The sequence below is a fragment of the Mesorhizobium sp. B2-1-1 genome (genome assembly GCF_006442975.2).
In the GTDB taxonomy this organism is placed as follows: Bacteria; Pseudomonadota; Alphaproteobacteria; order Rhizobiales; family Rhizobiaceae; genus Mesorhizobium.
Genome location: NZ_CP083954.1, coordinates 902675 through 922026, shown reverse-complemented (window position 1 = coordinate 922026; position 19352 = coordinate 902675). Strand labels below are relative to the sequence as shown.

22 protein-coding genes are annotated in these 19352 nt (G+C 64.0%); 8 read left to right on the top strand and 14 right to left on the bottom strand.

The features are described from left to right. Positions 1 to 78: 78 nt before the first annotated feature. From FJ972_RS04390 to ppa, 5 genes are all read left to right on the top strand, one after another. Entirely contained in the window at positions 79 to 714 is a 636-nt protein-coding gene (locus tag FJ972_RS04390; RefSeq protein ID WP_140514006.1) for a LemA family protein, read from the top strand. A 51-nt stretch (positions 715 to 765) separates the two neighbouring features. Continuing rightward, the gene (locus tag FJ972_RS04385; RefSeq protein ID WP_181165206.1) at positions 766 to 1575 is read left to right on the top strand and encodes a TPM domain-containing protein; all 810 of its coding nucleotides are present in this window, start codon (positions 766 to 768) and stop codon (positions 1573 to 1575) included. A gap of 8 nt (positions 1576 to 1583) precedes the next feature. Next, positions 1584 to 2222: a TPM domain-containing protein gene (locus FJ972_RS04380; protein WP_140524615.1), complete on the top strand. Its 639-nt coding sequence runs from the start codon at positions 1584 to 1586 to the stop codon at positions 2220 to 2222. A gap of 116 nt (positions 2223 to 2338) precedes the next feature. After that, the gene (locus tag FJ972_RS04375) at positions 2339 to 2845 is read left to right on the top strand and encodes a GNAT family N-acetyltransferase (RefSeq protein WP_140492466.1); all 507 of its coding nucleotides are present in this window, start codon (positions 2339 to 2341) and stop codon (positions 2843 to 2845) included. Between the two features lie 190 nt (positions 2846 to 3035). After that, the gene (gene ppa / locus FJ972_RS04370; protein ID WP_140492463.1) at positions 3036 to 3569 is read left to right on the top strand and encodes an inorganic diphosphatase; all 534 of its coding nucleotides are present in this window, start codon (positions 3036 to 3038) and stop codon (positions 3567 to 3569) included. Positions 3570 to 3583: 14 nt separating this feature from the next. Here the strand turns inward: ppa and FJ972_RS04365 are convergent, their stop codons facing one another. From FJ972_RS04365 to ccmA, 5 genes are all read right to left on the bottom strand, one after another. Further along, the gene (locus tag FJ972_RS04365; protein ID WP_140524613.1) at positions 3584 to 4165 is read right to left on the bottom strand and encodes a DsbE family thiol:disulfide interchange protein; all 582 of its coding nucleotides are present in this window, start codon (positions 4163 to 4165) and stop codon (positions 3584 to 3586) included. Continuing rightward, positions 4162 to 4335, bottom strand: coding sequence for a heme exporter protein CcmD (ccmD, locus tag FJ972_RS04360; protein WP_140524611.1), 174 nt, complete (start codon positions 4333 to 4335; stop codon positions 4162 to 4164). Before ccmD ends, FJ972_RS04365 begins: the two co-directional genes overlap by 4 nt. After that, a complete protein-coding gene (locus tag FJ972_RS04355; RefSeq protein WP_181173424.1) occupies positions 4332 to 4481 on the bottom strand; it encodes a hypothetical protein in 150 nt (49 codons plus the stop codon). Before FJ972_RS04355 ends, ccmD begins: the two co-directional genes overlap by 4 nt. Beyond that, positions 4468 to 5133 carry a heme exporter protein CcmB gene (gene ccmB / locus FJ972_RS04350; protein ID WP_140524610.1) on the bottom strand — a complete coding sequence of 222 codons (666 nt, stop codon included), beginning with the start codon at positions 5131 to 5133 and terminating at the stop codon, positions 4468 to 4470. The genes FJ972_RS04355 and ccmB overlap by 14 nt, the downstream gene beginning before the upstream one ends. 196 nt (positions 5134 to 5329) lie before the next feature. After that, complete coding sequence (ccmA, locus tag FJ972_RS04345; RefSeq protein WP_140524608.1) at positions 5330 to 5938, bottom strand: heme ABC exporter ATP-binding protein CcmA; 609 nt, start codon at positions 5936 to 5938, stop codon at positions 5330 to 5332. 284 nt (positions 5939 to 6222) lie between these two features. On the opposite strand from ccmA, the gene acnA reads away from it, so the two are divergent. Then, complete coding sequence (gene acnA, locus FJ972_RS04340; protein WP_140524606.1) at positions 6223 to 8913, top strand: aconitate hydratase AcnA; 2691 nt, start codon at positions 6223 to 6225, stop codon at positions 8911 to 8913. Between the two features lie 54 nt (positions 8914 to 8967). Here the strand turns inward: acnA and FJ972_RS04335 are convergent, their stop codons facing one another. Beyond that, entirely contained in the window at positions 8968 to 9639 is a 672-nt protein-coding gene (locus tag FJ972_RS04335; protein WP_140524604.1) for a ceramidase domain-containing protein, read from the bottom strand. A 179-nt stretch (positions 9640 to 9818) separates the two neighbouring features. Between FJ972_RS04335 and FJ972_RS04330 the strand changes: the two genes are divergently transcribed. Further along, entirely contained in the window at positions 9819 to 10634 is an 816-nt protein-coding gene (locus tag FJ972_RS04330) for a DUF1223 domain-containing protein (protein WP_140524602.1), read from the top strand. Positions 10635 to 10725: 91 nt separating this feature from the next. Here the strand turns inward: FJ972_RS04330 and FJ972_RS04325 are convergent, their stop codons facing one another. From FJ972_RS04325 to FJ972_RS04300, 6 genes are all read right to left on the bottom strand, one after another. Beyond that, the gene (locus FJ972_RS04325) at positions 10726 to 12111 is read right to left on the bottom strand and encodes an NAD(P)/FAD-dependent oxidoreductase (protein WP_140524601.1); all 1386 of its coding nucleotides are present in this window, start codon (positions 12109 to 12111) and stop codon (positions 10726 to 10728) included. Between the two features lie 125 nt (positions 12112 to 12236). After that, positions 12237 to 13349, bottom strand: coding sequence for an ABC transporter ATP-binding protein (locus FJ972_RS04320; RefSeq protein ID WP_140524599.1), 1113 nt, complete (start codon positions 13347 to 13349; stop codon positions 12237 to 12239). Further along, positions 13346 to 14143, bottom strand: a complete 798-nt coding sequence (locus tag FJ972_RS04315; protein WP_140492241.1) for an ABC transporter permease — start codon at positions 14141 to 14143, stop codon at positions 13346 to 13348. The genes FJ972_RS04320 and FJ972_RS04315 overlap by 4 nt, the downstream gene beginning before the upstream one ends. Beyond that, positions 14143 to 15006: an ABC transporter permease gene (locus tag FJ972_RS04310; protein WP_140514018.1), complete on the bottom strand. Its 864-nt coding sequence runs from the start codon at positions 15004 to 15006 to the stop codon at positions 14143 to 14145. Before FJ972_RS04310 ends, FJ972_RS04315 begins: the two co-directional genes overlap by 1 nt. Before the next feature lie 23 nt (positions 15007 to 15029). After that, positions 15030 to 16100 carry an extracellular solute-binding protein gene (locus FJ972_RS04305; protein ID WP_181165196.1) on the bottom strand — a complete coding sequence of 357 codons (1071 nt, stop codon included), beginning with the start codon at positions 16098 to 16100 and terminating at the stop codon, positions 15030 to 15032. Between the two features lie 35 nt (positions 16101 to 16135). Next, positions 16136 to 16798: a helix-turn-helix domain-containing protein gene (locus tag FJ972_RS04300; RefSeq protein ID WP_140524598.1), complete on the bottom strand. Its 663-nt coding sequence runs from the start codon at positions 16796 to 16798 to the stop codon at positions 16136 to 16138. Positions 16799 to 17335: 537 nt separating this feature from the next. Between FJ972_RS04300 and FJ972_RS04295 the strand changes: the two genes are divergently transcribed. Next, positions 17336 to 17722 (top strand): DUF2794 domain-containing protein, encoded by a 387-nt coding sequence (locus FJ972_RS04295; RefSeq protein WP_140524596.1) that lies wholly within the window; start codon positions 17336 to 17338, stop codon positions 17720 to 17722. A gap of 51 nt (positions 17723 to 17773) precedes the next feature. Here the strand turns inward: FJ972_RS04295 and FJ972_RS04290 are convergent, their stop codons facing one another. Together FJ972_RS04290 and FJ972_RS04285 are read right to left on the bottom strand one after the other, a co-directional pair. Continuing rightward, positions 17774 to 18343 (bottom strand): GNAT family N-acetyltransferase, encoded by a 570-nt coding sequence (locus FJ972_RS04290; RefSeq protein WP_140524595.1) that lies wholly within the window; start codon positions 18341 to 18343, stop codon positions 17774 to 17776. Positions 18344 to 18466: 123 nt separating this feature from the next. Next, positions 18467 to 19240, bottom strand: coding sequence for a Bax inhibitor-1/YccA family protein (locus tag FJ972_RS04285; protein WP_140492223.1), 774 nt, complete (start codon positions 19238 to 19240; stop codon positions 18467 to 18469). Positions 19241 to 19352: the final 112 nt, after the last annotated feature.

Below are 19352 nucleotides of genomic sequence, written 5' to 3'. Positions count from 1 at the left end.
CCGTCTGCGCCGAGGTCGTTTTCTTGTGCGCCGATTGTGGTAATGCTTCGCATGCAACTTCTACCGAGGGGACCGATCATGTTTGCCCAGCGCCTTGCTTTCCCGACATTCCGCACGCTGCCCGCCTTGCTGGTGATGGCCGTCATGCTGCCGCTGCTTGCCGGCTGCGGCTACAACACCATCCCGACGGCGGAGGAGAACGCCAAGGCGGCGTGGAGCGAGGTGCTGAACCAGTATCAACGCCGCGCCGACCTCATCCCCAACCTGGTCGAGACGGTCAAGGGCTACGCCTCGCACGAAAAGGACACGCTCGACGCTGTGGTCGAGGCGCGCGCCAAGGCGACGCAGGTCACGGTAACGCCAGAAACGTTGAAGGATCCCGAAGCCCTCAAGAGGTTTCAGGACGCCCAGGCAGGGCTGACCAGCGCGCTGTCGCGGCTGCTCGCTGTGTCGGAGGCATACCCGGACCTGAAGGCCAACCAGAACTTCCTGGCGCTGCAGGCGCAGCTCGAAGGCACCGAGAACCGCATCGCGGTGGCGCGGCGTGACTACATCCAGGCGGTCAGGGACTACAATCTGACGCTACGGACCTTCCCCTCGGTGCTGTGGGCGACGTTCTGGTTCCGCGGCAACGAGCCCTTCGCCAATTTCACGGTCGAGGAGGACAAATTGCAGACGCCGAAGGTCGATTTCGGCACGAAACAGGGCGGATGATTGCCGGATTCCGACGTGGTGATCCTGCTCGCCAATGAGGGACGACGCGCCATGTATCGCGTCGCTGTCCTGCTCCTCGTTCTCGTGGTGCCATTTGCGGCCCTCGCCGCCGAGCTCCCGGCGCTGACCGGCCGTGTCGTCGACAATGCAGGCATCATCGATGCGGCGACCAGGGCGGCACTGACGCAGAAGCTTGCCGATTTCGAGACGAAAGGCTCCGATCAAATCGTCGTCGCCACCATCCCCAGTCTCGGCGGCGAGGAGATCGAGCCCTATGCCAACCGGCTGTACCGGTTCTGGAAACTCGGCCAGGCGAAGGAGAACAACGGCGTGCTGCTTCTGGTCGCGCCGAACGACCGCAAGATGCGCATCGAGGTCGGCTACGGGCTGGAAGGCACGCTGACCGACCTGCACACCAAGCTGATCATCGAAAACGACATGGTGCCGGCCTTCCGTGCCGGCGATTTCTCCGGCGGCATCACCAAGGCCGTCGACGACATGATCATGGTGCTCAACGGCAATCCCGAGGAGCTGGAAGCACGCGGCAAGCGCAACCAGCAGGCGCCGTTCAATTCCGACGATTTGTTCTTCGCCATCTTCATCGGCATCTGGGCGCTCATCTTCTTCGGCAGCATAGCGGCCTCGGTGTTGCCGCCGATCTTCGGCCAGAAGATCGGTCCCGGCCGTTACCGCTGGCTCGGCATGACGTTCGAGCCGAGCCGGCGATCGTCGGGTGGCGGCTGGTCGTCAGGTGGCGGCGGCTGGTCGGGCGGCGGCGGCTGGTCCTCGGGCGGTAGCGGCGGTGGTTTCTCCGGCGGTGGGGGCTCTTCCGGCGGCGGCGGCTCTTCTGGAAGCTGGTGAGAGGGATCATGGCGATACGACCGATCAGCCCGCAGGACCATGAGCGCATCGCCGGGGCGATCCGCGCCGCCGAATCAAGGACCGACGGCGAAATCTACTGCGTGGTGGCGCATGCCAGCGGCAACTACTTCTTTCCGGCTGCCTTCGTGGCGGCTCTCGCCACGCTGCTGGTCAGCCTCGCCGTCGCCTATGGGCTCGAGGCCTGGTGGCTCACCATCCGTCTGCCGCACTTCGTCATTGCCCAGCTTCTGGCGCTGGCCTGCTTTCTTTTGCTGTTATGGGCCTTTCCGGGGCTGCGCATCCATATGGTGCCGAGACGGCTGCGCTATCAGACCGCGCATGACAACGCACTGAAGCAGTTCCTGGCCCGCAACGTCCACCGCACGACCGCGCGCACCGGCGTGCTGGTGTTCGTCTCGGTCACCGAGCGCTACGCCGAGGTGGTCGCCGATTCAGGCATTGACGCCAAGGTCGGCCAGCATGTCTGGGATGATGTGGTGCGCGAGCTTACCGCACATGCCGGCGACGACCGGCTTGCCGACGGCTTCGTCAAGGCGATCCAATCGGTTGGAGCGGTGCTCGCCGAGCACTTCCCGGTGACGTCGGGCGACACCAACGAGCTCGACGATCATCTGGTCGAGATTTGAGCTCCACCGACAGCCTCGAACGCGCATTGCGCAGGCGATGACGGCCTGTGAGAAAGCGTCCTCCGGACTGCCCGGACTCTTGCATTCGAGCGATGCGGGTTTATGGTTAACAAATCATGAATACGCTGAGCATCGATATCCGCAAAGCCGAATCGCGCGACGCCGCGGCGATCGCCGACGTGCATTTGCAGGCTTGGCGCGGCGCCTATAGCGGCATCATCCCGCACCGCACCCTGACATCGATGATCAACCGTCGCGGCGCCGACTGGTGGGCCAATGCCATCCGTCGCGCCGCCACCGTCCTGGTGATCGAGATTGGCGGCACGGTTGCCGGCTACGCCACGATCGGCAAGAACCGGGCCCGCGAACTCAAGCAGCAGGGCGAGATCTATGAATTGTACCTGCGGCCGGAATATCAGGGCATCGGGCTCGGCAGCCGGCTTTTCAAGGCGGCACGGGCGCGGCTTGCCGACCACGGATTGAAGGGCACGGTGGTGTGGGCGCTGGAAGACAATCAGAACGCGCTCGCCTTCTATTCCGGCGCCGGCGGCCGCGATATCGCCGAAGGCGTCGAGATATTCGAGCAGAAGGCGCTGAAGAAGGTTGCTTTCGTCTGGGAATGACCGGCGAGGAACGATCGCGTAAGCGGCGCGAAGCGCAACCTACGCAATCACGACACTGAAACATCTTCTGCTAATGATTGAACGCATTGAATGCCATTGCGTCTTGCTGGGCGTTCTTGAGCACCATTCGCCGCATTGCACCATTTTGCGCCGCCCGCTATCGGTCTGCCAATCGAGAGAGGGATAAGTCATGCGTATTGAAGCCATCGCCACCGGAAAGAATCCGCCCGAGGACGTCAACGTCATCATCGAGGTGCCGATCGGCGGCGAGCCGATCAAATACGAGATGGACAAGGAGGCCGGCACGCTGTTCGTCGACCGTTTCCTGCACACCTCGATGCGCTATCCCGGCAATTACGGCTTCGTTCCGCACACGCTGTCTGGCGACGGCGATCCGATCGACGTGCTGGTCTGCAACACGCGCGCGCTGGTGCCCGGCTGCGTCATCAATGTTCGGCCGATCGGCGTGCTGATCATGGAAGACAATGCCGGCCAGGACGAGAAGGTCATCGCCGTGCCGTCGCCGAAGCTGACGCTGCGTTACGAGAACGTCACCGAATACACGCAGCTGCCCGAGATCACCCGCGATCAGGTGCAGCACTTCTTCGAGCACTACAAGGATCTCGAACCCGGCAAATGGGTCAAGATCGAGGGCTGGCACGATTCCAAATATGCCAAGAAAATGATCGTCGACGCGATCGAGCGGGCCAAGGCAAGCAAGTAGGCCGGCCGGTCACCTCAGTTCGGCGCGGCCAGCGCCTTCTCGATCTGCGGCAACAGCAGCGTCTGAGCCGTCTCGGCCGTCAGCGGCCCGACATGCTTGTAGGCTATTTTGCCGTCCTTGCCGATGACGAAGGTTTCCGGCACGCCATAGACGCCCCAGTCGATCGCCGTGCGGCCGGCCTCGTCGACGCCGATCGCCTGGAACGGATTGCCGAGATCGCCGAGGAACCGGCGGGCGTTTTCCGGCCGGTCCTTGTAGTTCAGAGCCGCCATGGTGAAGCGCCTGTCCTGCGCCAGCCCCAAAAGCACCGGGTGCTCTTCGCGGCAAGGCGCGCACCATGAGGCGAAGACGTTGACCAGCGTCACCTTGCCGGCGAACGATTTCGAATCCAGCCCCGGCAGGTTCGTGCCGTCCAGCGGCGGCAGGTTGGTCGGCGGCGCCGGCAGGCCGATCAGCGCCGACGGCACCTCCGAAGTGTCGCGCCCCGACAGGAGCTGCGCCAGGAACAGCCCCGCCAGCCCGAGGAAGACCAGCAGCGGCAACAGCACGAACAGGCGGCGCCGGGCCGGCGCCGGCGTTGGCATATCCGTGCTCATGACGCGCGCTCCCCGCCCTTGTCGGAGCGTCGGCGCACGCCCGCCGCCTCGAGTTCGGCCAGTTCGCGCTTGCGGGCCCGTTGATCGAGCAGGATCCAGCCGATCAGCCCGGCCAGCGCAATCGCCGTGACGGTATAGGCGGCGGTGACGTAGAGCGCATGCGGGCTCATGCCGTCCACCTCGTCGGCATGCCGCCCGCCAATTCGATCCTTCCGCCGTGCTCGATCATGCCTTCCCTTAGCCCCGCGCCGGTGACCGCGCAATTGGCCGCCGCGCCGCAGCCTCTGCCGGTCATGGCCGCCTCAATCCGTGCCATGGCGCAGCGCCACCGCCGCCGCCAGCGGTCCGAGCACGGCAAGAAACAACGTCAGCGCGGCAAGAATGAGGAAAGGCTGCAGGAACGGATCGGGATTGGCCGTCGCGCCGTAACTCGCCGAAACCCCGAAGATCAGCACCGGGATGGTCAGCGGCAGCACCAGCACCGAGATCAGGAGTCCGCCGCGCGGCAGCGCCACCGCCACCGCCGCACCGACGGCGCCGATGAAAGTGATCGCCGGCGTGCCGACCAGCAGCGTAAGCGCCGTGGCGCCGATGGCGACCGGCTCCATGTTCATGAACAGGCCGAGCAGGGGCGCGGCGACCACCAGCGGCAGCACGCTGCCCGCCCAATGCGCCAGGCATTTGGTGAGCACGGTCAGCGCCAGCATGTGGCGGTCGTTGCCGAGCACCAGGAGATCGAGCGAGCCGTCCTCGCGGTCGGCCTGGAACAGCCGGTCGAGGCCGAGCAGGCAAGAGAGCAGCGCCCCGATCCACAGGATCGCCGGGCCGATGCGGGCTAGCAGTCTCAGGTCCGGCCCGACGCCGAAGGGAATGGTGGCGATCACAGCGAGGAAGAAGATCACGCCCGTCAGCGCCCCGCCGCCGGCCCGAATCGAAAGGCGGATATCGCGGAGGAGAAGGGCTAGCATGATATGAGATACTCGCGCTTGAGCGCCCCCCTCTGTCCTGCCGGACATCTCCCCCTCGAGGGGGGAGATTGGCAGCTTCGGTGGCGCGCCAATCTTTCAACCGTTGTAATTGGCGAAAGCCAAGCTGGCAGCCGATCTCCCCCCTCGAGGGGGAGATGTCCGGCAGGACAGAGGGGGGCGCCGTAGAGTGCCGTCATCAAAAGGCCTGCCCCATCCTCAACGTCTGCGCTCCCTCGATCCCGAGCGGCAGATGCGTTGCCGCGACGATCATCCCGCCCTCGGAACAATGCCCCCTCATCAATCCCGCGAATCGCGCCTCCGAATCCTTGTCCAGACCCGCCGTCGGCTCGTCGAGCAGCCAGATCGGTCGGTGGCTGACCAGCAGTTTCGCGATCGCCGCGCGTCGTCTTTGCCCGGTCGAGAGATAGCCGAACGGCAGATGGCCGATGCCGTCCAGTCCGACGGTCTCCAGCGCCTCCTGGACGCCGACGGATCCACCGCCGTTGAAGTCGCGCCAGAAGCGCAGGTTTTCCGTCACGCTGAGCGCCGTTTTCATTGCGTTCTGATGGCCGAGATAGTGGCAGGCCGAAGCGATCGACGGAAATTCATCCCCGCCGCCCTCGATCAGCAAATTGCCTTCAGCCTTCGGCAGCAGTCCGGCGACGATCCTGAGCAAGGTCGATTTGCCTGATCCGTTCGGCCCGGTGACGACCAGCGCCTGGCCTTGATCGAGCTCAAAGCCAATGCCCAAAAACACCGTCTCGCCGCCGCGTTCGCCGCCCAGATTTTCGGCGATAAGCCGCATCCCTCGCCCGCCCTGAAACAATCCGCCTCGGCCCCTGCCGCATCGCACAAATTTGCTTTTTAACTGTCTAGAACTATTCCGGAAAATTCTCTATATGCGGTGCATCCGTGCCAGCGGTCGGCGCGGGAACAGAACTAGCGCCGAACCAGCGCACGCGCCGCCTTGAACGGCTCGGGTTGCTTGGGAGCGGACAGCGGAAATGGCCGTACCCGCACCTTTGCGCGTGATTGCATGCCATCGGCGTCCGTTCCCTTTCAGGCTGAACAGACAAGGACGGATCGCACGTGTCAAAATCCCTCGACAGTTTCAATTGCCGCCGCACGCTGAAAGCGGGCGACGCCGAATATACCTATTTCGACCTCGTCGAGGCCGAGAAGAACGGGCTCACCGGCATCGCCCAATTGCCTTATTCGATGAAGGTTCTGCTGGAGAACCTTCTGCGCAACGAGGACGGCCGCTCCGTCACCAAGGACTCGATCAAGGCCGTCGCCGGCTGGCTGACCGACAAGGGGACGGCCGGCGTCGAGATTGCCTATCGCCCTGCCCGCGTCCTGATGCAGGATTTCACCGGCGTTCCGGCGGTGGTCGACCTGGCGGCGATGCGCGACGCCATGGCCTCGCTCGGCGGCGACCCGCAAAAGATCAACCCGCTGGTGCCGGTCGACCTCGTCATCGACCATTCCGTCATTGTCGACGAGTTCGGCTCGCCGATGGCCTTCGCGCGCAATGTCGAGCTCGAATATGAGCGCAACGAGGAACGCTACAAGTTCCTGAAATGGGGCCAGCAGGCGTTCCGCAATTTCCGCGTCGTGCCACCCGGTACCGGCATCTGCCATCAGGTCAACCTCGAATATCTCGGCCAGGTGGTGTGGACCAACACCGAGGACGGCGAAACATCAGCCTATCCCGACACCTGCGTCGGTACCGATTCGCACACCACAATGATCAACGGCCTCGGCGTGCTCGGCTGGGGCGTCGGCGGCATCGAAGCCGAGGCGGCCATGCTCGGCCAGCCCGTCTCCATGCTTTTGCCCGAGGTCATCGGCTTCCGCCTCACCGGCAAGCTGAAGGAGGGCGTCACCGCCACGGACCTCGTGCTCACCGTCACCCAGATGCTGCGCAAGAAGGGCGTCGTCGGAAAGTTCGTCGAATTCTTCGGCCCTGGTCTTTCCAATATGACGCTGGCCGACCGCGCCACCATCGGCAACATGGCGCCTGAATATGGCGCCACCTGCGGCTTCTTCCCGGTCGATAGCGAGACCATCCGCTATCTCACAATGTCGGGCCGCGAGGAAAGCCGCATCGCGCTGGTCGAAGCCTACTCCAAGGCGCAAGGCATGTGGCGTGACGCAGGCTCCGCCGACCCGGTCTTCACCGACTTGCTGGAGCTCGATCTCGGCGACGTCGTGCCGTCGATGGCCGGCCCGAAGCGCCCAGAGGGCCGCGTCGCGCTGGAAGGCATCCCGGCCGGCTTCGTCAAGGCTATGGACACCGAATACAAGAAGGCGGCTGAAATCTCGAAGCGCTACGCCGTCGAAGGCACCGGCCATGATCTCGGCCATGGCGACGTCGTCATCGCCGCCATCACCTCCTGCACCAACACCTCGAACCCGAGCGTGCTGATCGGCGCCGGCCTGCTCGCCCGCAACGCCAATCGCCTCGGCCTCAAGCAGAAGCCCTGGGTGAAGACCTCGCTGGCGCCGGGCAGCCAGGTGGTCGCCGAATATCTCGAGAAATCCGGCCTGCAGAAAGAGCTCGACCAGATCGGCTTCAACCTGGTCGGCTTCGGCTGCACCACCTGCATCGGCAATTCCGGCCCGCTGCCGGCGCCGATCTCCAAGACCATCAACGATAAGGGTTTGATTGCCGCCGCGGTGCTTTCCGGCAACCGCAACTTCGAGGGCCGTGTCTCGCCCGACGTGCAGGCCAACTATCTCGCCTCGCCGCCGCTGGTCGTGGCGCACGCGCTGGCCGGCACGGTGACGAAAGACTTGACCACCGAGCCGCTCGGCGAGGACAGGAACGGCAAGCCGGTCTACCTCAAGGATATCTGGCCGAGCTCGGCGGAAATCCAGGAATTCATCGAGAAGAACGTGACGCGCGAGCTGTTCGCCCGCAAATATGCCGACGTCTTCAAGGGCGATGAGAACTGGCAGAACGTCAAGGCGCCGGAAGGCCAGACCTATGCCTGGGACGACAATTCCACCTATGTGCAGAACCCGCCCTATTTCGCCGGCATGACCACGGGCTTCGGCAAGATCGGCGACATCAAGGGCGCCCGCGTGCTGGGCTTGTTCGGCGACAAGATCACCACCGACCACATTTCGCCAGCGGGCTCGATCAAGGCCGCCTCGCCGGCCGGCAAATACCTTACCGAGCATGGCGTCGGCGTTGCCGACTTCAACCAGTACGGCACGCGCCGCGGCAACCATGAGGTGATGATGCGCGGCACCTTCGCCAACATCCGCATCCGCAACCACATGCTGGGCGAGAACGGCAGGGAAGGCGGCTACACCATCCATTACCCGTCGAAGGAAGAGGAATCGATCTACGACGCGGCGATGCAATACAAGAAGGAAGGCGTGCCGCTGGTCATCTTCGCCGGCGTCGAATACGGCAACGGCTCGTCGCGCGACTGGGCGGCCAAGGGAACGAATCTCCTTGGTGTCCGCGCGGTCATCGCCCAGTCCTTCGAGCGCATCCACCGCTCCAACCTGGTCGGCATGGGCGTCATCCCCTTCGTCTTCGAGGAAGGCACCTCATGGGCTTCGCTCAACCTGAAAGGGGATGAGCTGGTCGAGATCGACGGCCTGGACGCCCTCAAGCCGCGCCAAAAGATGGAAGCCAGGATCACCTATGGCGACGGCACGGTGAAGAAGGTGCCGATCATCTGCCGCATCGATACGCTTGACGAACTCGACTACTTCAAGAACGGCGGCATTTTGCAGTACGTGTTGCGCGATCTTGCCGCGTAGCGGCAAGGGAGTAGGGCTTAGGCAGTAGGGAATAGAAAAACTACTGCCTACTGCCTACTGCCTTCGCTGCGGCGCGCCGTAGCGCGCCGCGGCGGCCAGCAGCACAGCCAGCATCAGCCCGTTGAGCAGGTGCCAGAGGAAGTGCGTGCCGAGCGGGAAGCTGGTGCAGACCAGCGGATCGATCATGCGGCAGATGACCGACAGCACGAAGATCGCCGATCCGGCCAGATTGTACCAGCCGGCGCGATTGCCGCTCGCCGCCACCCATAGACCGAAGAAGGCGAGCGCAAGGAACGGCGGCAGGTAGCCTGTGGTACCGTTCGACGCCTGGCGCAGCCAATCCGGTACGGCCAGAGTTATCGCTCCGACAACGGCATAGAAAACGACGAAGATCGCGATCGCCTTGCCCCATTCCAGGCGCAGGAAGCGGCGCAGGTTGAACAGCGTGTAGGCCAGCGTGAAGCCGGCGATCGGCACCACGTCGGCCCAGACCGTTCCCTTGGTGGCGAAGATGTGAAAGATCGTCGAGCCGACGCCGATCGCCACCACCCACCAGGCCAGGACCTCGGCGAAAATGCCGGTCCTGCATCGCCGCACTTGGCGGACGCCCCATAGTCCCGTGGCAATGAAAGCCAGGTTGGTCAAAGCATTCACCGGCTCGGCCCAAAGTTCAGGACCCGTTCGCTCGCAATAAAGATCGACTGGAGCCAGGAAACTTTGCCACATGATGATGATCCCGTCCCCGAATCGAACCGCCGGTTGAAATGCAGTGGCTTCTCCTATTGCCGCCCTACCCAGGCTTGCAATGGCAAAATTTCACCGCAACGTGACTTCCCGTTGACTTCCGGTTCTGCCACATATTTCAGCCAATCAAAACAAAGCCGGCATCACCGGCGGGAATTGGAATGGTCATGGCCTCGCGTAGATCATTGTGGCTGGCAGCGTTCGCGCTGGCCTTCTCGGCGTTTGCCGGTGCCGGGCACGCCGGCGAGTCCGGCAGGCTACCGGCCGACAAGCCCCAGGGCGACAGGCCCGTGGGCGTGGTCGAGCTGTTCACCAGCCAAGGCTGCAGTTCCTGCCCGCCTGCCGACGCCTTCTTCTCCGAACTTGCCGCCAGGCAGGATCTTGTCGCGCTCTCCTATCACGTCGGCTACTGGGATTATCTCGGCTGGCGGGACACGCTGAGCAGCAAGGAAAACACCGAGCGGCAATATGAGTATATGCGGGCCTTCGGCAACCGCTCAGTCTATACGCCGCAGGCGGTCATCAACGGCCGGGTCCATGTGAACGGCGCCAATCGCGGCGAGGTCGATGGCCAACTCGCCCGCATGGCAAGGATCGGCGAAGACATGCGGGTCGCCATCAAGGTCAGCCGGACCAGCGACCGCGTCATGATCGATACCGGCGATGGCGGGACCGGTCCCAGCGATGCCCATGTCGTCATCGTCTATTTCGAGCCGCCGCAGACGGTGACGATCGGCCAGGGCGAGAACACGGGCCGCAAGATGACCTATTGGAACGCGGTGACCGGCATCCAGACAGCGGGCATCTGGCACGGCAAGGCGCAGCGCTACGAATTGCCGATGAGTGAGATTTCCAAGAAGGGCGGCTGCGCCGTGCTTTTGCAGTCCGTCGGCAAGGACGGCCTGCCAGGGCCTATCCTGGGCGCCGCCTTCATTCACCGCCCCGGTTCCGATGCGCCGTTCGATCGAAGGCTCTGAAGCGCGCCGCCGAAAACGGAAATGATGCGACGCGCTGTCGGTCTCCATTCATGCCTGTCGACCAAACGGAATCGCGTTTGAGTGACCTGCCTCAATGGCCGGTCAGGCGATCAGCGAAAGCGGCGAGGCGCGACGTCCGCCCCAGGCCGTTTGCCTCCCGCCGGTCGGCGATGCGGTAGAGCTGGTACATGGCGTGGACGCCGAGCCAGCGCAGCGGCTCCGGCTCCCATTTCTTCACCGTGCGGTTGACCCAAGGCAACCGGGTCAGCTCCGTGTCATGTCCGAGCACCAGGTCGCGCAAGGTGCGGCCGGACAGGTTCGAACTGGAAACGCCGAGCCCGACATAGCCGCCGGCCCAGCCGATGCCGCTTTCGCGATCGAAGCCGCATGTCGTGCACCAGTCGCGCGGCACGCCGAGCGTGCCGCACCAGGCATGGTCGAGCCGCACGCCTTTGGTCTGCGGCAGCAGCCTGGTCAGGATCTCGTGCAGCTGGTCGATGGTCGCCTGTTGTGTCTTGCCGCGCGTGTCGGTGCGCGATCCGAAGCGGTAGGGCACGCCCCGGCCGCCCATGGCGATCCGGCCTTCCCGCGTGCGCTGCGCATAGCAGTAGGTGTGCGCTGCATCGCCCAGCACCTCGTAGCCGCTCCAGCCGATTTCGTCCCAGAGCTTCTGCGGCAGCTTCTCGGTCACCACGATGGCGCTGTTCAGCGGCAGCCAGAGACGCTCGTAGCCGGCAATGCCGGCGGTGAAGCCCTCGGTGGCGCGCACGATCTTTTCGGCGCGCACGACGCCGCGGTCGGTGGTGACCTTGCCCTTCTCGAGCGCCAGCACCTGCGTCTGTTCGTAGATGGCGACGCCGAGCCGCGCGACCGCCGCCGCCAGACCCTGCACCAGCTTGGCCGGCTGCACGCGCGCGACGTCGCGCACGACGAAGGCGCCCAATACATTGTCGATGGCGATGCGCTCGCGCGCTTCCTGCGCACCGAGGAAGGCCAGCCGCTCGGGCGGCATTTCCCAATGCCGGGCCTCTTCGTACTCGGCTTTGGCGCGCTCAAGCTGCGCGGCGTTTGTGGCGACGGTGATGTTGTCGACGCGGCGGATATCGGCGTCGATCCCTTCGGCAGCGGCAATCGCGATCACCTCGTCGACCGTGCCGGACATGGCGCGCTGCATGTCGATCACCGCCCCGCGCGAGGAGGTTTTTGCATATTTCTCGCGCGACCAGCTGAAGCCGCCGGACAGCCATCCGCCATTGCGGCCCGAGGCACCGAAGCCGGCGAACTCCTTTTCGACGATGGCGATGCGCAGCGCGGGCTCCGCCTTCTTCAGATAGTAGGCCGTCCAAAGTCCGGTATAGCCGGCGCCGACGATGCAGACATCGGCCTCGATGTCGCCGGGCAAGGGTGGGCGGCTGGCCGGCGGGCCACCTATGTCGGCATACCAGAACGACACGTCGCCATTGCGCTGGGCTTGCATCTTGTGATCCGTTCTCCGTGCGATTCCAGGAAAAGTGTGGAGCGGTTTCCCGTCCGGAACTGCGTTAAAAACCAAGAGAGGAGGCGGCCTCGTCGTTTTCCATGGAAAGGCGAGGCCGCTCTGTTTCAGGTAAGGGTCAGGTCGGCCTTGTCGTCATCGGCGAGCAGCTTCACGTCGCCGCCGGCGAAGAGCACGTCGACCTCGTCTCCAATGGCAAAGGTGTCCGCCTCGAGCGTCGAGCGCACGATGGCTTTCGAGCCGTCGGCGAGCTCCACCTCGTATTTGGAGCCGGAGCCGAGATAGATGGCCTCGCCGATACGCCCGGCGAGCCGGTTGCGGCCATCCCCGCCGCCGCCGCGACGCGCAAGCGCCAGCTTTTCGGGACGCAGCAGCATCACCGGCTTGCCGCCATTGGCGAGACGCTTTGCGGTCGCCACTCTCTGGCCTGATATTTCGATCGCCGTCTCCTTGCCGGAAGTGGCGGCGGGGCCGCGCAGCACGGTGGAATCGCCAATGAACTTGCCGACGAAAAGCGTCGCCGGCTCGTCGTAGAGTTCGCGGCCGGTGCCGATCTGCTCGATACCGCCGCGGTTGAACACGGCGATGCGGTCGGAGAGCACCAGCGCCTCCTCCTGGTCGTGCGTCACATAGACGAAGGTGGTGCCGAGTTCGCGGTGGATGCGCTTGATCTCGAGCTGCAGCCATTCGCGCAGTTTCTTGTCCAGCGCGCCGAGCGGCTCATCCATCAGCAGCAGCGGCGGATCGAAGACGATGGCGCGGGCCAGCGCCACGCGCTGCTGCTGGCCGCCCGAAAGCTCGCTTGGAAAGCGATGGCCGAAATCGGCCATCTTGACCATGTCGAGCGCGTGGCGGACACGGCGTTCGCGTTCTGCCCCGGTGACGCCGCGCAGCTTCAGCGGATAGGCGACATTGCGGCCGACCGTCATGTGCGGGAACAGTGCATAATGCTGGAAGACCACGCCGATGTTGCGCTTGTGCGCCGGCACGCCGACCACGCTCTTTTCCCCGACCAGCAGCTTGCCGCTGGTCAGGTCGGTAAAGCCGGCGATCACGTTCAGCGTCGTCGTCTTGCCTGAGCCGCTCGGGCCGAGCAGCGTCATGAATTCACCCGGCTCGATTCGCAGCGACACGCCGTCGAGCGCCTTGAAGGAACCATAGGCCTTGCTTACCGACTCCAGGTCGATCGCCGCACCGCGACTTTCCGCTTTCTGATTCATAAGCCTCCCTTCCGCTCACGGCCAAGAAGCAGCATGCCGCCGCCGATCAGCAGTGTCGTTGCGCATAAGAGGATCGTGCCGACGGCCGCGACCGTCGGGTCGGCGTCGCGCGTGATGGAAGCGAAGATCTGCACCGGCAACGTCTTGAGATAGGGATTGGTGATGAACAGCGACACCACGATCTCGTCGAAGGAGGTGGCGAAGGCGAACAGCAGGCCCGACAGTACCCCGGGGGCGATCAGCGGCAGCGTCACCGTGCGGAACGTGGTGAGCGAACCTGCGCCCAGGCTCGCCGCGGCTGTCTCCAGCCGCTTGTCGAACACTTCGAGATTGGCCGAAACGGCGATCAACACGAAAGGCAGCGCAAGGATGGTGTGGGCCAGAACGAAGCCGAGCAGCGTGCCGACAAGCCGCGTGTCGAGATAGACGGCGTAGATGCCGATGGCCAGGACCACGCCCGGCACCACCATCGGCGTCAGCATCAGCATGCGCAGGAGATTTGCCGGCCGCGCCTGCATGCGGTCGAGGCCGAAGGCGGCAAGGGTGCCGAGCACGGTTGCCAGAACCGCAACGATCGATGCGACCTTCAGCGAATTGAGGAAGCTGGTCGACCAATCCGGATTGGTGACGAAATTTTCGTACCATTGCCAGGAGAAGCCCTGGGGTGGAAATGCCAGCGATTTATTCTCGTTGAATGACATCGGCACCACGACGAGCGTCGGTGCCACCAGCCATATGGCTACCAGCAGGCAGACAAGACCCAGCATGACGCGGGTAAGCGGCTTCATCTCCATCAGGGCCGCCCCGCTTGCCGATGGCTGGACCGCATCACGGGCGCGGCAAGCGCCAGCAGCACGAAGGTCGTGACGAGCAGCACCACGCCCATGGCCCCGCCCCTGCCCCATTGCAGGAGGCTGAGCACCTGTGTCTGCACCAGCGTCGACAGCATCGTCGAGCGCGGTCCGCCGAGCAGGGCCGGCGTGATGTAGAAGCCGAGCGCCAGGATGAAGACGATGATCGCACCGGCATAGACGCCAGGCAGCGACAGCGGCAGATACACCGTGAGGAACGCGCGCGAGGGTCTCGCCCCGAGGCTCCGCGCGGCTTGCATCAGCCTGAGATCGATGCCTTTCATGACCGAATAGAGCGGCAGGATCATGAAAGGCAAAAGCACCTGCGCCATGCCGATGACCACGCCCGTCTGGGTGCGGATCAGCCTGATGCCGCCGAACCCGAGCGCCCGCAGGATCGAGTTGATGACCCCCGAATCCTGCAGCAGTATCACCCAGGACAAAGTGCGTACCACGCCGCTCACCCAAAACGGGATCAGCACACATAGCAGCAGCACCAAGCGCACGCGTGGTCGGACCGCGGTCATCAGATAGGCATAGGGATAGGCGCAAACCACGCAGACCAGCGTGACCCATGCTGAAATGAGGAAGGTCCGCCGGAGCACGGCTAGGTTGATGGGCGCGCCGAAGAACCAGATATAGTTCTGTAGGCCCCACTGCGGCTCCGACAGGCTGCGCACGACGATGGTGAGCAGCGGATAGCCAATCACCGCGAAGAGCAGGACCAGCGCCGGCAGCGCGAGCGCGAACGGCCGCCATGCCCGGCGCCTTTCGGCGGCCGGAATGGTTGGCTGGGACGCGCTCACGGCTTTTGGTCTCCCTCAGCCGGTCAGTTGCCGGACATCAGCGCGGACCACTTCTCCTGCGCCACCGCGAAGTTCGGGACCCAGAACTTGAAGTTCTGCTTGTAGCCCTGCTTCTGGCGTTCGGGCGTGTTGGTCAGGAAAGCGGAGACGGAAGCGTCGACCTTGGGCTGCGCTTCACTGTTGATCGGCGTGTAAGACGTTTGCTCCGTCAACACCTCCTGCGCGTGCTTGCCAAGATAGGCGTTGAGCAGCGCGTAGGATGCCTCCGTGTCCTTGGCGCCGACGGGGATCGTCATCTGATCCATCACCACCAGCCAGTCCTGCCAGGCCGGTGCGTATTTGGCGCCGTTCTTGACCGCGGTCATGGCGCGGCCTGTCCACATCATCAGCATGTCGGCCTCGCCGGATTCGGCGAGTTGCTGCGATTCTGCACCCGTCTTCCAGAAGATGGTATCGGGGCCGAGCTTGCGAACCACATCGATGGCCTTGTCGATATCGGCCACCGTCATCGCCTTGGGGTCCCCGCCGGCAACCTTGAACGCCTGTTCCAGCAAGCCACCGGTCGGGCTGCCGGAGCCGTCGATTCCGCGCACGCCGGGGAATTTCTGCGTGTCGAAGAAGTCGGCCCAGCTCTTGGGCGGATTGTCCTTGTACTTTTCGGTGTTGTACATCAGCACGACGCCGTAGTTCATCGCCGGCACCGAGCACTCGCCGACCTGGCCCTCGGGAATTTTCGAGACGTCGAGTTTGGTGAAGTCCAGCTTCTGGAACAGTTTGCCGCAATAGACATAAGGCGGCAGATCGTCGGTATCGACAACGTCCCATGTCACATTGCCGGACTCGACCTGCGCCTGCAGCTTGGCGATCTCGGTCGGGCCGTCATTGAGCAGCTTGACGCCCGACTTGTCCACGAACTCCTTGAGCGCTGCCGCCTGGCCGTCCTGGTAGATGCCGCCATAGGAAACGAAAGTCAGGGTCTTGCCCTTCAGCGAGCCTTCGGCCACCTCTCCGGCAACCGGCTTCGATTGCGCGAGCGCGGCCGTCGCCGCCAGAAGCACGCCCAGGCACGCCGCATGTGCAAATTTCACTCTCATGTTCAACTCTCCCATTCCAGAGCTCGCATTTGTTCTCATTCACCCGGATGCGAGCGGTTTCCGGTCCTGTACTGATCGAGTTCCAGCGCGCCGGCGGTCGGCGGCGCGATGATCCAGAGCACCTCCGCCGGTGTGTCGCCGACATTGACCGTGCGGTGCGGCACCGAGGTCGCGTATTCGACGCTGTCGCCTTCGCGCATCAGATGGCGCTCGTCGGCAAGCGTCAGTTCGACGGTTCCCTTGAGCACCATGAACATCTCATGCTCGCCGCCATGCACATAGGCGTCGTCGCCGGTCGAGCCGCCGACCTCGAAATGCCCCGCATAAACCTCGAACTGATGGATCGGCCGCCGCGACAAAAGCATCTTGCGGCCTCCCACGCCGACGGGAACGACAGGCCGTTCCTCGCGCCTCAGCACCTTGTGCAACGGACGGCTGCTGCCCTCGAACAGGTCGTTGATGCCGAGATCGAGAGCGGCGGCGATCCTGAGCAGCGTGCCTGTGTTGGCGCCGCACAGATTGCGCTCGAGCTGGCTGATGAAGCTCGCCGTCGTGCCGGTCATGTCGGCCAACCGGCGCAGCGAGACGCGCCTTGCCATGCGCAGCGCCTTGATGCGGGGACCGACGCCGCCGGCCTCAGGGGTGGCCGCGACCGTACCATTCACCTCTTTCGCCGTGGAGTCCGATATGCGTGGCATTGCCGCTCCCGTTTCACTTAACACCTTATTAAGTGGTGATGGCGTTGGCAAGCGCGGACGGCATGCCAAGATTTCGGCGCCCATCGATCCTGCCGGTCGCACCGGATCGGGCTGAAAACCGTCCATACGGCGGGAAATCCGCATTAGCGGCGACCCAGGCATGAAAAAACCGACGTCAGCTTGCTTCTGACGTCGGTCATTTAGGTTTTGGGATCGTCGCACCCGGTCTTTCCGAGGAAAAACCGAGGTTGGTTCGATCCGACGCAGACCCGTGGGCGGGGGGCTTGGGGTTTACGAGCCGGTGCCGGACCGAACCGTCTCAGGCAACGCCGGTAAATTCGTCGGACATTGGGGCATGAGCGCGGATAAAAAATGGCGAGAATGTGGCGAAGCATCACCAATTCCAACATGTCGTTTGCAAACGTGACTGGACGCGACGGAAATGGCGCGGGTCCGCACCGCTTCGCCGGCACTTGCAATTCGATGGCGAAAGCGCCAACTTTGGTTGGCAAAGATTCATTTTTGAAGGATCGAGGCATGACCGATCACGGCGGCGGGACGGAGGATGGCGACGCATCCGCGATACTGATCCCGCTCCACGAGGCACGCCGTGCGCGCCTCGACCAGCCGGTGCGCTTCGAGCGGCGCGAACTGGACCAGATCCTGAAACTCTACGGGCGCATGGTTGCCGCCAATGAATGGCGCGACTACGCTATCGATCATCTCACCGACAGGGCCGTGTTTTCAGTGTTCCGCCGGGCCAGCGAGGTGCCGCTGTTCCAGATCGTCAAGGACCCGAAACTGGCACGCAAACAAGGCGCCTTCGCCGTCATCGCCGCGGGCGGCCGTATCCTCAAGCGCGGGCAGGAGCTTGGCCGTGTGCTCGGCGTCTTCGACAACAAGCTGAAGCTGGTCGAGGCCTGAACCGCGGCGCAATTGCTCGGTTGACCTCAGTCTTGGCGCTCATCTAAGCCCTTATTTTTCTTGACGGAATTTCCGTTCCGGCAATGATTCCGGATCCGGCGGAGCCGAGGCCCCGCCGTTCAGCGCCAGTTGCATGAACACGGTGTCCAGCCAGCGTCCGTGCTTGTAGCCGGAGCCTTCAAGGCGGCCGGAATGACGAAAGCCGAGCTTTTCGTGCAGCTTGACGGAAGCGCTGTCGGGATGGCCATCGCCGATCACAGCGACGATCTGGCGAAAGCCCGCCGCCTCGGCGGCCGCGATCAGGCTTTGCATCAGTTTGAGGCCGACACCCTGGCCCTTGGCATCAGGCGCGACATAGACGGAGTCCTCGACGACAAAGCGATAGGCCGGGCGCGGCCGGAAGGGACCGGCATAGGCATAGCCGAGCACGGCGCCATCCTTTTCCGCCACAAGGTAGGGGAAGCCGCCGGCCTGGAGCGTGTCGAATCGCATGCCCATTTCGGCGCGCCCCGGCGGCTCCAGCTCGTAGCTCGCCGTGCCGCGGGTCACAGCGTCGGCATAGATTTGCGTAATGGTGTCGAGGTCGGCCGCGCGCGCGGCCCGTATAACGATAGTGCTCATTCTTTATGCAGGCCTCTTTGTCTGCCTGCAATAACAGCAAAGGTCGGCGCAAAAGAAAAGGGCGGCCGTTGGGCCGCCCCTCCAAACCCGATGGTCCAGTCAGACCATGACGCGGACCAGCCCTTAGCGGCGGTCGCCCATGAACTGGAGCAGGAACATGAACAGGTTGATGAAGTCGAGATAGAGCGTCAGCGCTCCCATGATGGCCTTGCGGCCGGCAACGTCGGAAGCGTCGCCCTCGAAATACATCTCCTTGATCTTCTGCGTGTCGTAGGCGGTGAGGCCGGCGAAGACCAGCACGCCGATCGCCGAGACGGCGAAGGACAGCGCCGACGACTGCAGGAAGATGTTGATCACCATCGCGATGATGATGCCGAACACGCCCATGATCAGGAACGAGCCCATCGCCGTCAGGTCGCGCTTGGTCGTGTAGCCGAACAGCGACAGCGCGCCGAAGGCCGCGGCGGTGGCGAAGAAGGTCTGCGAGATGCTGGCGGTGGTGTAGACCAGGAAGATCGACGACAGCGACAGGCCGACTAGGCCCGCATAGACCCAGAACGTCGTCTGCGCCGCCGACACGCTCATCGACTGGACGCGGAACGACAGGAACAGAACGGCGGCCAGCGGGGCCAGCATCACCAGCCAGCGCAGCGGCGAGCCGAAGATCGCGTAGCCGAACGAGGTCAGCATCTCGCCGCTCGGCAGCGTCGCGACAGCCGAGGCCGGATCGGTGGTTGTGGCCAGCATGATCGTGCCGACGGCGGCAAGACCAGTGATGAGGAGACCAAGCCCCATCAAATTGTAGACCTTGATCATATAGGCGCGCAGGCCCTGATCGATGTCGACGGCGGCGCCGGGCACGGCGCGCGTCTGATAGTTGCGAATGGGTTCAGCCATTGTGGTCCTCTATTGCTTCTGCCCCGTCCGGTGTCGGGTCCACCCGGACCCAGGCGCCGCTGGCGGGACTCCAGCATGCCTGCGGCGAAATATGATGGTTATTCGCGTCAAG

Excerpts from the sequence above, each read along its gene's own strand:
- FJ972_RS04385 (WP_181165206.1), top strand. The coding sequence starts at position 766 with ATGTATCGCGTCGCTGTCCTGCTCCTCGTTCTCGTGGTGCCATTTGCG.
- FJ972_RS04295 (WP_140524596.1), top strand. The coding sequence starts at position 17,336 with ATGACCGATCACGGCGGCGGGACGGAGGATGGCGACGCATCCGCGATA.
- FJ972_RS04380 (WP_140524615.1), top strand. The coding sequence starts at position 1,584 with ATGGCGATACGACCGATCAGCCCGCAGGACCATGAGCGCATCGCCGGG.
- FJ972_RS04325 (WP_140524601.1), bottom strand. The coding sequence starts at position 12,111 with ATGCAAGCCCAGCGCAATGGCGACGTGTCGTTCTGGTATGCCGACATA.
- ppa (WP_140492463.1), top strand. The coding sequence starts at position 3,036 with ATGCGTATTGAAGCCATCGCCACCGGAAAGAATCCGCCCGAGGACGTC.
- ccmD (WP_140524611.1), bottom strand. The coding sequence starts at position 4,335 with ATGAGCCCGCATGCGCTCTACGTCACCGCCGCCTATACCGTCACGGCG.
- FJ972_RS04330 (WP_140524602.1), top strand. The coding sequence starts at position 9,819 with ATGGTCATGGCCTCGCGTAGATCATTGTGGCTGGCAGCGTTCGCGCTG.
- ccmB (WP_140524610.1), bottom strand. The coding sequence starts at position 5,133 with ATGCTAGCCCTTCTCCTCCGCGATATCCGCCTTTCGATTCGGGCCGGC.
- FJ972_RS04315 (WP_140492241.1), bottom strand. The coding sequence starts at position 14,143 with ATGGAGATGAAGCCGCTTACCCGCGTCATGCTGGGTCTTGTCTGCCTG.
- FJ972_RS04390 (WP_140514006.1), top strand. The coding sequence starts at position 79 with ATGTTTGCCCAGCGCCTTGCTTTCCCGACATTCCGCACGCTGCCCGCC.
- FJ972_RS04300 (WP_140524598.1), bottom strand. The coding sequence starts at position 16,798 with ATGCCACGCATATCGGACTCCACGGCGAAAGAGGTGAATGGTACGGTC.
- FJ972_RS04355 (WP_181173424.1), bottom strand. The coding sequence starts at position 4,481 with ATGGCACGGATTGAGGCGGCCATGACCGGCAGAGGCTGCGGCGCGGCG.
- FJ972_RS04290 (WP_140524595.1), bottom strand. The coding sequence starts at position 18,343 with ATGAGCACTATCGTTATACGGGCCGCGCGCGCGGCCGACCTCGACACC.
- FJ972_RS04285 (WP_140492223.1), bottom strand. The coding sequence starts at position 19,240 with ATGGCTGAACCCATTCGCAACTATCAGACGCGCGCCGTGCCCGGCGCC.
- FJ972_RS04375 (WP_140492466.1), top strand. The coding sequence starts at position 2,339 with ATGAATACGCTGAGCATCGATATCCGCAAAGCCGAATCGCGCGACGCC.
- FJ972_RS04305 (WP_181165196.1), bottom strand. The coding sequence starts at position 16,100 with ATGAGAGTGAAATTTGCACATGCGGCGTGCCTGGGCGTGCTTCTGGCG.
- FJ972_RS04365 (WP_140524613.1), bottom strand. The coding sequence starts at position 4,165 with ATGAGCACGGATATGCCAACGCCGGCGCCGGCCCGGCGCCGCCTGTTC.
- FJ972_RS04335 (WP_140524604.1), bottom strand. The coding sequence starts at position 9,639 with ATGTGGCAAAGTTTCCTGGCTCCAGTCGATCTTTATTGCGAGCGAACG.
- FJ972_RS04320 (WP_140524599.1), bottom strand. The coding sequence starts at position 13,349 with ATGAATCAGAAAGCGGAAAGTCGCGGTGCGGCGATCGACCTGGAGTCG.
- ccmA (WP_140524608.1), bottom strand. The coding sequence starts at position 5,938 with ATGCGGCTTATCGCCGAAAATCTGGGCGGCGAACGCGGCGGCGAGACG.